Here is a 14,501-nt window from a genome sequence, read left to right on the forward strand (position 1 = left end):
TGGGACAATAGCCCTCGACACTATTGTTTACTTTTGGAGGAAGTAGCATGTCTACCGTCACTACCATCAAGCGCGGCGGCCTCACCGCGGCCATCGATTCCATGGGCGCCCAGCTCACGAGCCTTGCCCTCAACGGCAACGAGTATCTGTGGCAGGGCGACCCCGCCTTTTGGGGCAAGCACGCGCCCATCCTGTTCCCCATTGTGGGCTCGCTGCGCAACAACACGGCAACGTCTGCGGCCGGCACCTGCGAAATGCCGCGCCACGGACTCGCGCGCATTGTCGAGCACAAGCTGGTCGAGGTTTCGGAGGACGGCTCCTCGGTAACGTACGAGATCACCGATACGCCCGAGTCGCTCAAGGCGTTCCCGTTCCACTTTAAGCTCAACATGACCTATGCCTTGACCGGCGACGCCACCCTCACGCAGACCTTCGCCGTCACCAACACCGGCGACGTGGACCTGCCGTTCTCGGTGGGCGGCCACCCCGCATTTAACGTACCGGCCCCCGGTGCCGAGGACGAGGCGTTCGAGGATTACGAGTTGGCGTTTACCGAGGCTTGGACCAACGAGGCTCCCATCATCACGCCCGACGGTCTTATGACGTTCGAGGGTGGCTACAAGGCTCCCGATAACTCGGACGTGCTGCCCATCACGCACCGCAGCTTCGATAACGATGCCATCATGTTCACCGATACTCCGGGCTCCACGCTCACACTGCGCGGCCGCAAGTCGGGCCACGGCGTCAAGATCGACTTTGAGGGCTTTAAGTACATTGGCGTGTGGTCTGCCGCCAACGACGCTCCGTTTGTGGCGCTCGAGCCCTGGACCGGTCATACCACCATGGACACCGAGGACGATGTTTTTGAGCACAAGGTCAACACCATTACGCTGGCGCCGGGCGAGACGGACGTCCGCAGCTTTAGCGTCACCTTGCTCTAGAGGTTCCGCCGTTCTAACGAACGGCGGACCGGTCGACGCTGCGCGCCGTCCAGAGCGATAATTTGTCATTCATAAGGCAAGGCATAGACCTTCTGGTCATGCCTTGCCTTTTTCATGCCACTTGTTCGCTCTGGACGTCGCTCGCCGGCATTGCCAAAACATCGACGTCCCCAATGACTACCGTGTGTCTATTAATTTTTCGAGCTTGTGCTGCGCTGCTGGTCGCTGGCGTATATCCTGTTAAGTCGTCAGCATACGATTCAACAGGGAAGGCAGATTATGCATTCTCCCCATCAACGCGACGCGCATCCACAGCCGGTATGCAGCCGTCGCATCTTTTTGGGAAGCGCTCTCGCTGCGAGCGCTTCCGTCGTCGCCGGCGCGCTCGCCGGCTGTCAGCGCCCGTCCACGCTCAAGGTGGTTCAGCCCACGACGGGCGGCGGTCGCGACGACCTGTCCGATTCCGTGATCGGCAAGGACAAGATCCGCATCGGCATGGAGGCGGCCTACGCCCCGTACAACTGGCAGGTCTCCGAAGCCAGCGAGTACACCATCCCCATCGACAACGTGAAGGGCGCCTATGCCGATGGTTACGACGTGCAGATCGCCAAGATCGTCTGCAAGGCCCTCGGTGGCGAGCCCGTTGCCGTCAAGCAGAGCTTCTCGGGTCTTATCGATTCGCTCAACAACGGCCAAATCGACCTCATCATCGCCGGCATGAGCGCCACGCCCGAGCGCGAGGAGTCCGTCGGCTTTTCCGATCCGTACTTCATTGGCTACTTTGGCCTGTTCGTAAAAGAGGGCTCGCCCTACCAAAATGCGACCAAGCTCAGCGACTTTAGCGGCGCAACGGTACTCGGCCAAAAGGACACCATGCTCGATACCGTCATCGACGAGATCCCGGGCGTTGTGCACAAGAACCCGGTCGACTCCGTCCCCACGGTGTTTTCGAACCTGCTGCAGGGCACCTGCGACGCCGTGACCTACAATACCGAGAACGAGAAGGGCTATATGGCCCAAAACCCGGGTATCGTGCCGATTCAATTTGCCGAGGGCGAGGGCTTTAAGCAGGAGGTCACGGCAAACGTCGGCTGCCGCAAGGGCTCGGACAAGCTGCTTAAGCTCATCGACAAGACACTCAAGGGCATTAGCCAAGAGGAGCGCGACCAAATGTGGGACGCGTGCCTCGACCGTCAGCCGGCATAGGGAGGCAGCATGAAAACCATTAATCGCCTGGCCTCCTTTTTCAAGGCCGACCACCGTTATGTATACCTGGGCACGAGTGTTATCGCGGCGCTCGGCCTGGCGTTTAGCCAACGCAACCCCACGCCGATGAGTTTCTTGGCGCCTACGGGCGTGTTCCAAGACTGCCTCTGGGCAATCCTTTGGGCCTGGCTCGTCGTGTCGGCGGCGGCGCTGGTCACCAAGCTTATGCACTGGAGCGACTATCGCGTAAAGTCGCCGTTCGCATCCGAGCGTTGCCGTCGTGGCGCACGCCTGGGCAGCTACGTCGTGGTCGCCATCGCGGCAGTTTTCTTTATCGACCGCTGCGTCATGTCGTTTATCGACCTGGTGCAGGTGAGTATTGTCTCGGACTCCAACCCCAGCGACTTTTTGTCGAGCCTGGTCTACATGACCTACAAGAGCGGGGACTTCTTTATTCGCGGTATCGAGATCACCATCGCGCTTGCCACCTTCGGCACCGTCATCGCATTCTTCCTGGCACTGCTCTTTGTGTTCCTGCGTATTCAGACCTTCGACCGCGTGGATAACGACCTGGTGCGCTTCTTTAAGAGTATCGGCCGCGGCTTTGCGACCATCTACTCCACCATCGTGCGCGGCACGCCCATGATGGTCCAGGGCCTGCTCATCTATTACGCGGGCTTCACCGTTTTGCGCGGCATGGGCTTCGAGACCGCTCAGGCCAACCAGATTTGGAGCACCTTCACCGCCGGCCTCGTTACCATCTCGCTCAACTCCACCGCCTACATGATGGAGGTCCTGCGCGGCGGCATCGAGTCCATCGATCCCGGCCAGGCCGAGGCGGCGCGCTCGCTGGGCCTTTCGCAGTGGCAGGCTATGCGCAAGGTCGTGTTCCCCCAGGGCATTAAAAACGCGATTCCGGCGCTCACCAACGAGCTCATCATCAACATCAAGGATTCGTCGGTGCTCTCGGTCATCGGCGTGTTCGACCTCATGTACGCCACCACCACCGTCGCCGGCGTGTACTACCGCCAGATGGAGGTCTACTGCGTGGCGCTCGTGGTCTACCTGATCCTGACGCTCGTGGCGAGCCGCCTGCTCGAGGCCTTTGGCAAAAAGCTCGGCGCCGAGGCTCCGGTCACGCTGCCCAGCTCCAACTAGGCTCAAGACGAGGAGAATTATCATGGCAGATACCGCCATTACCGGCGTTGCGGCCGCCGCACAGACCAATGAGCCGCTCATCCGCGTTGAGGGCCTGCGCAAGAGCTTCGGCTCGCTCGAGGTACTCAAGGGCATCGACCTGTCCGTCAATCCCGGCGAGGTCGTCACCATCATCGGCGCCTCGGGTTCGGGCAAGTCGACCTTCCTGCGCTGCCTCAACCTGCTCGAGACTCCGGACGCGGGCCACATTTGGTTCCACGGCCAGGACCTCACGGCCGAGCGCTGCAACATCAACAAGCTGCGCGAGGACATCGGCATGGTGTTCCAGGGCTTTAACCTGTTCAACAACATGGATGTGCTCGACAACTGCACGCTCGCGCCCGTCACGCTCAAAAAGATGAGCAAGGCCGAGGCCGAGAAGGTCGCGATGGAGCATCTGACGAGCGTGGGGCTCGAGAAGTTCGCGCACGCCGCCGTGGGTCGCCTGTCCGGCGGCCAAAAGCAGCGCGTTGCCATCGCTCGTGCCCTATGTATGAATCCGCAGATCATGCTGTTCGACGAGCCGACCTCCGCACTCGACCCCGAGATCGTGGGAGAGGTGCTCGAGGTCATGCGCAAGCTCGCTGCCGACGGCATGACCATGGTCGTCGTCACGCACGAGATGGCCTTTGCCCGCACGGTGTCCGACCGCGTGGTCTTTATGGACAAGGGCGTGGTCCTCGAGGACGCCGCGCCGGCGGAGCTCTTTGGCAACCCCAAGCACCAGCGTACCCGCGAGTTCCTCTCACGTTATCTCGAGGACAAGTAAACGACCGCAAACGCTTATGTGGCAGGGCCGCTCCGGTGGGGCGGCCCTCGTCATCACAATCGAAAGGATGTCATGGCCGAGGTTTGGCGCTTCTTTGCGCATGAGGATGATTTTGCCGGTATAGACGAGGCCGGCGCATGCGAGCGCCTGGGCCGTGTGCTGTCGTTTCCGACCATTTCGAGCATGGATGCCGAGGCAGTGGACTGGCGGCCGTTCGACGACCTGCGCGCCTATATGCAGCAGGCCTGGCCGCACGTATTTACAGCGGGGAAGGTCGAGCTCATCGATCATTCGTTGCTGGTGACGCTTTCCGGCTCCGACCCCGCACTCAAGCCCGTTGTGCTCATGGGTCACATGGACGTGGTCCCCGTGGTGCCGGGTACCGAGGACGACTGGACGTACGCCCCCTTTAGCGGGCATGTAGACGACACCTACATTTGGGGTCGCGGCGCCATCGATATGAAAGACCAGGTCGCAGGCATTCTCGAGGCGGTTGAGTATGCGCTGGCGCACGGTTGGCAGCACGAGCGCACGCTGCTCCTGGCCTTTGGCCAGGACGAGGAGACTACGCAGTACGGCGCAGGCGCCATCGGCCGCGCGCTCGAGGAGCGCGGCATTGAGCTTGAGTACCTGATCGACGAGGGTGACTACCGCATCGTTCCAGCTGCCGAGTACGGCGCGGGCGAGGGCTGGCTTATGCATGTCGACCTTGCCGAGAAGGGCTACGCCGATATTGTGCTCAAGACGAAGAGTGAGGGCGGGCATTCGTCCAACCCCTACGGCGGCACATCGCTCGAGGTACTGAGCCGCTCCATCACCGCAATCTGCGATATCGAGTGGCCGACGCGCGCCACGGACCTGCTTGCCGCACAGCTCGTCGAGCTGGGGCTCTACACGGCGGATGAGATTGCCGCCAACAAGGACGTCATCGTGCGCGAGTGCCTCGCCAGCAAGAAGCTCTATCCGCTCGTGACCACCACCTGTGCACCGACCCAAATCGAGGGCGGCAGCACCGGCGCCAACGTGATGCCGCAGGATATGTGGGCCAATATCAACTTCCGCATGCTCGAGGGCACGAGCGTGGCCGAGGTCGTTACCCGCTGCCGCGAGGCGGTTGCCGCGGCGGGCCTTGCCGGGCGCGTGGAGGTCGAACTCGGCCCCGGCAGCTCCGAGCCTTCGCCGTCTCCGCGCGTCGGCGGGCCGGGGCTCGAGGCCGTCCGCGCCATCGCCGCCCACTATTTCCGTGATCCAAAGGGGACGGAGGAAAACGGATCATTCGAGCCAGTGGCAATTGTGCCCTCGACCGTGATCGGTGCGACCGACGCTGCCAACTACCAGCACATTTGCCCTGAGTGCATTCGCTTCTCGGCCTTTGTGGTTGATGACGACGAGTGTGATCGCGGCGTCCACGGCACCAACGAGCGCATCACCCGCCGCGCCTACCTCCAGGGCGTGCGCTTCCTCATCGCCCTGCTCCAAACGCTCTAGAATGCGACAAGGCGATAGTCCCTTTGTTAGCCGTTGGGGACGTCCACTCATTCCGTGCGGGTTATATGCAGGTTTGCCTGCGCACGCTATCATGTATGGGTTAGACCGCAATTATGTACCCCATACGCGAAGGGATGCGCATGTATCTGAAGATCGACATGCTCTAGCTGGACTTACCCCCGCAGCGGCGCCCCGCGCCCCATCAATTCTGCCGATTTTCGCCTTCACGCATATAAAGGAGTCCGTCATGCGCGACAAGCTCGAAAAGATCATCAAGGCCTACGAGGAGCTCGAGAAGAAGCTTTCCGACCCGGCCGTCGCCTCCGATATCAAGGAGTTCACGCGTCTCAACAAGGAGTACGCGCACCAGTCCGACCTCATTGCCGCCTCGCGCGAGTACATCGGCGCGCTCGATGACATCGAGGCTGCCAAGGAAATGCTGCACGATACCACCGATGCCGATGAGAAGGAGATGCTCCAGATGGACATCTCCGAAAACGAGGCCAAGCTTCCCCAGCTCGAGGAAGACATCAAGTACATGCTCATCCCGAGCGACCCCAACGACGACAAGAACACCATCGTCGAGATCCGCTCCGCCGCCGGTGGCGACGAGGCGGCCATCTTCGCCGGCGATCTGTACAAGATGTACCAGCGCTTTTGCGAGTCGCGCGGCTGGAAGACTACCGTGCTCGATTCCAGCCCCAGCGAGGCCGGTGGCTTTAAGTCCATCGAGTTCAAGGTCGAGGGCGACCGCGTCTACTCCGTCATGAAGTTCGAGTCCGGCGTGCACCGCGTCCAGCGCGTTCCCAAGACTGAGTCCCAGGGCCGCATTCAGACCTCCACGGCTACCGTCGCCGTACTTCCCGAGGCCGAGGAGATCGACGTCCAGATCAACCAGTCCGACCTGCGCATCGACACCTACTGCGCCTCCGGCCCTGGCGGTCAGTGCGTTAACACTACCTACTCCGCCGTGCGCATCACCCACCTGCCCACCAACACCGTGGTGCAGTCACAGGAGCAGCGTTCCCAGATCCAGAACCGCGAGGTCTGCATGCAGATGCTGCGTGCCCGTCTGTACGAGATGGAGCTCGAGAAGCAGCAGGCAGAACTCGGTGCCGAGCGCCAGAGCCAGATCGGCCACGGCAACCGTTCCGAGAAGATCCGTACCTACAACCAGCCCCAGGACCGCGTGACCGATCACCGCATCGGTTTCAACTCCACCTACAACGGCGTCCTTCTGGGCGATCAGCTCGGCACCGTCATCGAGGCACTCGCCGCCGCCGAGCGAGCCGAGAAGCTGGCACAGGCTGTGTAGGTTCCGCCGTTCTACCGAACGGCGGACCAGCCGACGCTGCGCGGGCCGCATTTGGACAATCTGACGTTCAACTTCAAGGGCGCGACCAGAAGGTCAGCGCCCTTTCGTTTCACGTCACCTTGTCTCAAATGCGACCCGCTCGCTGTCCGTCCTCTACCTGCGGCGCTGCCTTGCTCCGGATGCGGTATGCTCAACCTGCGGCGCCTTAGAGGTAGTCATTGGGGACGTTCTTAAATGACTAGGTTGGGCACATTGCTTTGAGATGTTATTCAATCGGCTTTGATGGCCATGAAGCCGGCTACCTGCTCAAAGAAATTAGCGGCATTTATCTGCTATTGAAAATAATGCTCAAAAAATCGTTCAAGAAGTCGCAGTGCATTTTTTGATGCGTCGCACGTCAAGTGATTTGGCAAGTTCTTGGTTAGATATTGGTCAGTTTTGGGTCAACCTTGCCAAAAGCTTGACGAATGCAGATTTTGACGTCGACGAATGAGCACTTCAGGCAGGTTCCAAGCAAAAATCTGGGCTGATTCTCGATAATCGCCTTCAATCGTCCCTTGCCAAGCGCTGGCCTCGCGTACAATCTGCTCCGACATTCGCGCGCCGTCCGGCGCTTAAGAGGGGAGGGCCCCATGGCAAACGAGATCTGGACCATCAAGCGTTGTCTCGAGTGGACCAAGGAGTACCTGGCCGAGCGCGGCGAGGAGCACCCCCGTCTTTCTGCCGAGTGGCTGCTGTGTGCCGCCACGGGCCTGGCGCGCATTGACCTATATATGCGTATGGACGAGACGCTTAACGCGGCCCAGCTCGAGACCATGCATGCGGCCGTTGTCCGCCGCGCTAAGGGCGAGCCGCTGCAATACATCACCGGCAGCACGCAGTTTCGCATGATCGACGTCGCGTGCGCCCCCGGTGTGCTCATTCCGCGCCCCGAGACCGAGATGCTCGTCGAGGAAGTCCTCAATTATCTGGATGCCGAGGTGCTGAGCCCCGAGGCTGCTGCCCGCCAGCGTGTTGAGCTGCCTTGGAACGATGAGGTCGAAGAGGCCCGCAAAGCCGAGGCGGCGCTGGCCGACGAGCGCGCGACTGCCGAGCGCCGTGCCGCTAACCTGACGGCTGCCGATGAGGCGGCGTTAGGCGGCGACGTACTGGGCAGCCGTGCCTATGCCGAGGAACTGGCCGACCGCGAGGCCGAGGAAGCCGCCGCGCAGGCAGCAGAAGCCGAAGCCGCGGAAGACGCCGAGTCCGAGCTCGACGAATACGGCATCGCCATCGAGGGTGCCGGCCAGGAGACGGCTTCAGCTCAGGATGCCGCTGCGCCTGCCCCAACCGAGCCCTGCACTGCCCGCGTTCTCGAGGTCGGCTGCGGCACGGGCTGCATTTCGCTCTCCCTTGCCTGGGAGCGCCGCGGCCACGTTACCTGCACCGCCACCGATATCGAGCCGCGCGCCATCGATCTGGCCACCAAAAACCGCGACGCCCTCGGCCTCACGGCAGATGAGGTTGCCTTTAGCCTCACCAACCTGGTGAGTTCCATTCCCCGCGAAGAGTGGGGCACCTTTGATGTGCTCGTCTCCAACCCGCCTTACATCCCGACCGACGTCATGCGCTCGCTGCCGCACGAGGTCAAGGACTTTGAGCCCGACCTGGCGCTCGAGGGCGGCGCCGACGGCCTGGACATCTTCCGCCGCCTGCTCAATGCGGCGCCTTACATGCTGCGCGCCGGCGGCCTGTTTGCCTGCGAGCTCTACGAGGGCGCCCTCGATGCCGCGGCCGAGCTCTGTCGCCAGGCAGGCCTTTCGGACGTGCGTATCGTCCACGACCTCACCGATCGTCCCCGCATCGTTCGAGCCATCGTCACCGAGCCCAAACAGCGTATTTAAGCTGAATTAATAGACATTTGCGCAAGTTTGTCCTTGCAATATACCGTAAAACTTCTACTATAGAAGGAGAAAGGTATGTCAAATCAGCTGCATCGGTACCGTATCGTGCTTGATTACATTGAACCTTGGCTTGATGAGCAGGATGAAGCTACGCTGAAGCAGATTTATGCAGACCTTTTGGTGCTCGAGAAGGAAGGTCCCAGCCTTGGTCGTCCGCTGGTTGACCGCGTAAAGGGCTCGAAGCTTCATCATTTAAAGGAGCTGAGAGTGACGTCGTGTGGTGGGCAGGTGATTCGCATCCTCTTCGCCTTTGACCCCAAACGCCAGGCGGTATTGCTATTGGCGGGTGATAAGTCGCGAGCGGGATCGTCAAGGGCAAAATGGAACGGTTGGTATGCGATCAACATTCCAAGGGCCGAGCAAATATACCGTCGCCACGTAAGGAGGCTCGATCGAGATGGAACTGCATGAGTATATGGAATCTCGCGGGATAACACGCGACTCCATTACCGCCGAGCAGGAGAGGACTCGCGATCGTATCGAAGCCTATAAGCTTGCTCAGATTCGCAGGTTAAAAGATCTAACACAGGCGTCGGTCGCCCAGTCGATGGGCGTTTCTCAAAAACGTGTATCCGAGCTCGAGCGTGGGGAGTTGGGTTCGATGAGGCTCGACACGCTGAGCAGGTACGCAGAGAGCCTCGGCGGAAAACTGGTTGCAAGCATCGAGTTTCCCGATCGTACCGTTACGCTTGCGCGCTAAAAATCTTCAATTAACCCCCTCACTTTCACCGACTACTAGAGCCGCTCACCAAACCAACATGCGCTCTGGGCAAATAGGTTGAATGTTTCGTGCGAGAATGCCCCACAGTAAACAAACTTGCACCGGAGCGTAAGGGGCTGGCATACACATGCAGACGGTCTATCGGGTATACGAGGGAACGCGCGAGCCGCATCGGCTTGCCGTCGAGCGCACGGCCGAGGTGCTCGGCCGCGGCGGCCTGGCCTTGATTCCGACCGAGACCGTCTACGGTGTCGCCGTGGCAGTCAACGCCTTCTCGGACGCCGTGCCCCAAGATACAAGCGAATTCCCATCGTGGCCGCGCGATCCGCAGGCTGCCGTCAATGGCGCCGCAGTTCCTGCGCTCGGCACCGGCTATCGCCGTATCTTCACTCTCAAGCAACGTGAGCTCACGCAAACCGTCGCTTGGCTGGTCGATGGCGTCGAAGCACTCGACCGCTATGGCGTGGATATCCCGGAAGAGGCCCGCGTGCTTGCCCGACGATGCTGGCCGGGCGCCCTGACTATCGTGGTCAAGGCGGCCCCCTGCGTGCCGACCTTTATGCGCGCCGCCGACGACACGGTGGCACTTCGCGCTTCGGCTTCGCCCGTGGTGCAAGCGCTCATCCGCGCCTGCGGCAGTCCCCTCGCCTGCACGAGCGCCAACACACACGGCGCGCCCTCGCCGGCAAGCTTTGTCGCCGTCGAAGGTCGCATCCTGGAGGGGGTCGATGTTGCCGTCGACGCCGGTGAGACCCCGTGTCGCGACGCCTCGACCATCGTGTCGTTCCAGCACGGCGGGCTCCAGATCCTGCGCCAAGGCGCACTTCCCGCATCAGAGATCGAACGGGTCCTGTCCGACCCGATGCAATAGAAAGGTGTAAGCGATGTCGTTGAATCTGGGCAGCCTGGGCATGGAAGATGCCTCGTTTAACTTTGGCGGTTCCTACATCATGGCGCTCGACTGCGGCACCACCTCGGTACTTGCGACCATCGTCGACGAGTACGGCTGCATCGTCGCGCAGGCACGTCGTAGCGTCAAAACCAGCTTCCCGCGTCCCGGTTGGATAGAGCAAGACCCCATGGAGGTGCTTGCCAGCCAGATCGGTGTGATGATGGAGGTCCAGTTTAAGAGCGGCATCCATTCTGACCGCATCGCCGCCATCGGTATCTCCAACCAGCGCGAGACCACGGTGGTGTGGGACCGCATAAGCGGCCAACCCATCTATAACGCCATCGTGTGGCAATGCCGTCGCACCGCACCTCTGATCGACGAGCTGGTCGAGCGGGGCGCAGAAGAGCTGGTGCGCTCCCGCACGGGACTCACGCTCGATCCGTATTTCTCGGCTTCCAAGGTGCAGTGGATCCTCGACAACGTCGACGGTGCGCGTGAGAGCGCGGCGGCGGGCGACCTCATGTTCGGCACCATCGACACCTGGCTCATCTACAACCTTACCGGCAGCCAGGTCTTTGCCACCGACTACACCAATGCCAGCCGCACGGCGCTCTTTAATATCCATACGCTCGATTGGGACGACGACCTGCTGGCGCTCTTTGACGTTCCACGTTCCATGATGCCCGAGGTTCGTTGGAGCTCGGGCGACTACGGCCGCGTCGCGAGCGACATCATGACCAACATGCCGCCCATCATGGGCGTGGCGGGCGATCAGCAGGCGTCGCTGTTCGGCCACTGCTGCTTCCATCCCGGCCAGACCAAAAACACCTATGGCACGGGTTGCTTTATGCTCATGAACACCGGCGACGAGGTCGTCGAATCCAAGAACGGTCTGGTCTCCACGATCGGTATCGCCGCGGACGGCAAGATCAGCTATGCGCTCGAGGGTTCTATCTTTGCCGCCGGCTCAACCATGAACTGGCTGCGCAACAACATGGGCATCATCTCGAGTGTGAGCGAGTCCGCGCAACTCGCCGCTTCGATCAACGACAACGAGGGCTGCTACTTCGTCCCCGCCTTCGCTGGCCTGGGCGCTCCCTGGTGGGACCCGCGTGCCCGCGGTATCGTGTGCGGCCTGACCGGTGCCTCGAGTCGCGCGACCATTGTGCGTGCGGCCTGCGAGTCCATGGCCTACCAGAGTTATGACGTGCTGCGCGCCATGGAGCAGGACGTGGGACTTTCGATTGAGCGCCTGTCCGTCGATGGCGGCGCCTCACGCAACGAGTTCATCATGCAATTTCAGGCCGACCTGCTGGATATCCCCGTGCTGCAATGCGAGACGGTGGAGACCACGGCAATCGGTGCCGCGTACTTGGCGGGTCTTGCCGTCGGCTATTGGGAAGACCTTGAAGAGCTGGAGCAAAATGCCCAGATCGTTAGGACCTTCCTTCCCCATATGTCCGCCGAGCGTCGCGAGCAAAACCTTGCGGGCTGGCGTGATGCAGTCAAGCGCTCGCTCAGTACCGCACAGTAGGGCTGCGATGGGCGGCCCGATACAACAAACCGCTAAACTTATGCATGGCGTGCGGCGGCAACATTGCTGCGCGCCTTGTCAGCAAGGCCGTTTTGCGGCTGCAACGAAAGGGGCAATCAACCCATGACCGTCACCTACGATGCGTCCCGTGTGACGCTTGTCGATCATCCGCTCGTCCAGCACAAGCTGTCGATCCTGCGCGACAAAAACACCGGCACCAACCAGTTCCGTCAGCTCGTGCGCGAACTCGCGCTTTTTGACGGCTACGAGGCCATGCGCGACCTACCTATGGAAGACGTCGAGGTCGAGACCCCCATCACTACCGCCACGTTCAAACAGCTTGCCGGCAAGAAACTCGCCATCGTGCCCATCCTGCGTGCGGGCCTTGGCATGGTCGACGGTATCCTCGACCTGGTGCCCTCCGCTCGCGTGGGCCACATCGGCATGGAGCGCGACGAGGTCACCCACGAGCCGCACGAGTATTACTGCAAGATGCCCAAGGATATCGACCGGCGCATCTGCCTGGTCGTCGACCCCATGCTCGCCACGGGCGGTTCGGCCGAGATGGCCATCAGCTACCTGCGCGAGCGCGGTGTCAAGGACATCCGCATGCTGTGCATCGTCGCGGCCCCCGAGGGCCTCAAGTCGCTGACTGAGAAGGACCCTGATGTGCATATCTATACCTGCGCCATCGACGACCATCTCAACGAGGCTGCCTACATCGTTCCCGGCCTCGGCGACGCCGGCGACCGCATCTACGGCACGCTCTAGTCGCTGGGCTAAGACGGCCGCGGCTGCAAATACGAAGAAACGGTGCGCGCGGACGAACAAAAGGCGACCGCGCGCACTCCTGTTAACGGACGTTTTGCCCTGCAGGGTTCGAGAAAAACGTATTACCGTACCTGCGGCATAAAGAAGGTCTTAAGAAAACGAACAGGTGCGTATTAACCGATGCTTTTTCGGTTGTACTTTAGCGATTGGCTCGTACAATAGTCACCAATGTTTGGCGGGAACTGTTCTGTGAAGCGTTAAAAAGGAAAGTGAGGACGCCAGTGTTTCAGATAGCCGATCTGCTCGCTATCGTTGCAGGCGCCATCGCGGGCGCAATTGCCTTCCTTCCCTTTGTCTTTACGCTCAAGCCGGTTCTTGACGATAAACAGAATGCGGACATGCTCAAGGGTATGGTGAGTCTGGCGGTCTCGGCAATCGCCCTGCTCGTCTTTACCTTGGTTGTGTTTGTGTTGTTCGGAGAGGCATTTCGCATGTTCCTCCTGGGCGAGGCGATCGGCTTCGTGGCCTTTATGGCCGCCTGCACGGTTCGCGTCGCCAAGGCGCTGCGAGATCCTCATGAGGTCGAAAGGTAAGTCGTGGAAATTTTTGAAAAGCTGCCTGATGAGATTAATCATCTGGTTAGCGAGTTCAGCTCCACCCCTGTCGTGGGCGATCTGAGCTGCGGCATCACGCAGTACTCGTTTTGGCTGATCGTCTCCACGATCGTGCTCCTGATCGTCCTGGCCGTGTTCAAGAAGAAGCAGACCCTGGTTCCCAAGGGCTTCTTCGTCAACGGTTTCGAGTACATCATCGAGTACGTCGAGAACGATATCGGCAAGGGCGTCGTGGGTGAGAACTGGAAGAAGCACTTCCCGTTCCTGTGCTCGCTTTTCCTGTTCATTCTGATCAACAACATGATCGGCCTGATCCCGGGAATGAAGCCCGGCACCGGCGCAATCGGCTCCACCGCCGCGCTCGCCATCTTCGCCTTCGTGTACTTCATCTACTACGGATGCAAGGCTCACGGCGTGATCGGCTACATCAAGAGCCTCGCCCCGCAGGGCGTGAGCTTCCCGATGAACGTGCTCGTGTGGGTCGTCGAGCTCTTCTCGACCTTCCTGCGCCTCATCACACTCGCCGTCCGTCTGTTCTGCAACATGTTTGCAGGACACGTGGTCATGGGCTCGTTCGCCATCATGGCGAGCATGTTCATGCAGCCGCTGCTTCAGCAGGTTTCCGCGGCCCACGCCGTCGGCGCCCTGCCTTCGCTGGCCTGGCTTGCCATCCTCATCCTGATCTATGCGATCGAGCTTGTGGTCGGCGCCATCCAGGCTTACGTCTTCACGGTCCTTACCGCCGTGTATGTCTCCGAGGCAGAGGAGGTCGCGGAGGAGGAGTAGTCTTCCGTTCGCGCCTTAAAGGTAAGGCAATTCGTTAAACCGCCGGTGCCCGTACCCATGGAGCCCGGCAGTTATAAAAAGGTTATCCTGCGTGAAATAAGACACGCACGACAAAGGAGGAATCGTGGGAGTTATCGGTTACGGTCTCGGTGTTATCGGCGCTGGTCTTGCTATCGGCCTGTCTGCTCTGGGTGCTACGGGTGCTATGGCCCGTCAGCCTGAGGTCCAGGGCCGCGTGTTCACCGTCTTCATCATGGGCTCCGCCTTCGGCGAGGCTCTGGCTCTGATCGGCTTCGTTGTCGCGCTGATCGTTAAATAGCACGG

General features: G+C 60.7%; 15 protein-coding genes. All 15 read left to right on the top strand.

Annotated features, from left to right (window positions below; genetic code table 11):
• The first annotated feature begins 47 nt into the window (after positions 1–47).
• On the top strand, positions 48–941 hold the full coding sequence (locus KSY82_RS06980) for an aldose 1-epimerase family protein (RefSeq protein ID WP_217750671.1): 894 nt from the start codon (positions 48–50) through the stop codon (positions 939–941).
• Positions 942–1,220: 279 nt separating this feature from the next.
• Positions 1,221–2,147: a transporter substrate-binding domain-containing protein gene (locus tag KSY82_RS06985; protein ID WP_217750672.1), complete on the top strand. Its 927-nt coding sequence runs from the start codon at positions 1,221–1,223 to the stop codon at positions 2,145–2,147.
• Positions 2,148–2,156: 9 nt separating this feature from the next.
• Positions 2,157–3,305, top strand: a complete 1,149-nt coding sequence (locus tag KSY82_RS06990) for an amino acid ABC transporter permease (RefSeq protein ID WP_217750673.1) — start codon at positions 2,157–2,159, stop codon at positions 3,303–3,305.
• 22 nt (positions 3,306–3,327) lie between these two features.
• Positions 3,328–4,113, top strand: coding sequence for an amino acid ABC transporter ATP-binding protein (locus KSY82_RS06995; protein WP_196033597.1), 786 nt, complete (start codon positions 3,328–3,330; stop codon positions 4,111–4,113).
• Positions 4,114–4,185: 72 nt separating this feature from the next.
• Complete coding sequence (locus tag KSY82_RS07000) at positions 4,186–5,601, top strand: M20/M25/M40 family metallo-hydrolase (protein ID WP_217750674.1); 1,416 nt, start codon at positions 4,186–4,188, stop codon at positions 5,599–5,601.
• A gap of 247 nt (positions 5,602–5,848) precedes the next feature.
• Entirely contained in the window at positions 5,849–6,916 is a 1,068-nt protein-coding gene (prfA, locus tag KSY82_RS07005) for a peptide chain release factor 1 (protein WP_055252487.1), read from the top strand.
• Positions 6,917–7,548: 632 nt separating this feature from the next.
• Complete coding sequence (locus KSY82_RS07010; protein WP_217750675.1) at positions 7,549–8,799, top strand: N5-glutamine methyltransferase family protein; 1,251 nt, start codon at positions 7,549–7,551, stop codon at positions 8,797–8,799.
• A 75-nt stretch (positions 8,800–8,874) separates the two neighbouring features.
• On the top strand, positions 8,875–9,270 hold the full coding sequence (locus tag KSY82_RS07015) for a type II toxin-antitoxin system RelE/ParE family toxin (protein ID WP_022094268.1): 396 nt from the start codon (positions 8,875–8,877) through the stop codon (positions 9,268–9,270).
• Positions 9,257–9,559, top strand: coding sequence for a helix-turn-helix domain-containing protein (locus KSY82_RS07020; RefSeq protein WP_006235701.1), 303 nt, complete (start codon positions 9,257–9,259; stop codon positions 9,557–9,559). The genes KSY82_RS07015 and KSY82_RS07020 overlap by 14 nt, the downstream gene beginning before the upstream one ends.
• A 148-nt stretch (positions 9,560–9,707) precedes the next feature.
• Positions 9,708–10,451: an L-threonylcarbamoyladenylate synthase gene (locus KSY82_RS07025; protein ID WP_217750677.1), complete on the top strand. Its 744-nt coding sequence runs from the start codon at positions 9,708–9,710 to the stop codon at positions 10,449–10,451.
• Between the two features lie 13 nt (positions 10,452–10,464).
• Positions 10,465–12,006: a glycerol kinase GlpK gene (gene glpK / locus KSY82_RS07030; RefSeq protein WP_217750679.1), complete on the top strand. Its 1,542-nt coding sequence runs from the start codon at positions 10,465–10,467 to the stop codon at positions 12,004–12,006.
• A 123-nt stretch (positions 12,007–12,129) separates the two neighbouring features.
• The gene (gene upp, locus KSY82_RS07035; protein ID WP_195544539.1) at positions 12,130–12,777 is read left to right on the top strand and encodes a uracil phosphoribosyltransferase; all 648 of its coding nucleotides are present in this window, start codon (positions 12,130–12,132) and stop codon (positions 12,775–12,777) included.
• A gap of 281 nt (positions 12,778–13,058) precedes the next feature.
• Positions 13,059–13,370: a hypothetical protein gene (locus KSY82_RS07040; protein ID WP_022094264.1), complete on the top strand. Its 312-nt coding sequence runs from the start codon at positions 13,059–13,061 to the stop codon at positions 13,368–13,370.
• A gap of 3 nt (positions 13,371–13,373) precedes the next feature.
• Positions 13,374–14,177: a F0F1 ATP synthase subunit A gene (gene atpB, locus KSY82_RS07045; RefSeq protein ID WP_022094263.1), complete on the top strand. Its 804-nt coding sequence runs from the start codon at positions 13,374–13,376 to the stop codon at positions 14,175–14,177.
• A gap of 124 nt (positions 14,178–14,301) precedes the next feature.
• Entirely contained in the window at positions 14,302–14,496 is a 195-nt protein-coding gene (locus KSY82_RS07050; protein WP_022094262.1) for an ATP synthase subunit C-like protein, read from the top strand.
• The last annotated feature ends 5 nt before the right edge of the window (positions 14,497–14,501 follow it).

The sequence above is a fragment of the Collinsella aerofaciens genome (assembly GCF_019131995.1).
In the GTDB taxonomy this organism is placed as follows: Bacteria; Actinomycetota; Coriobacteriia; order Coriobacteriales; family Coriobacteriaceae; genus Collinsella; species Collinsella aerofaciens_S.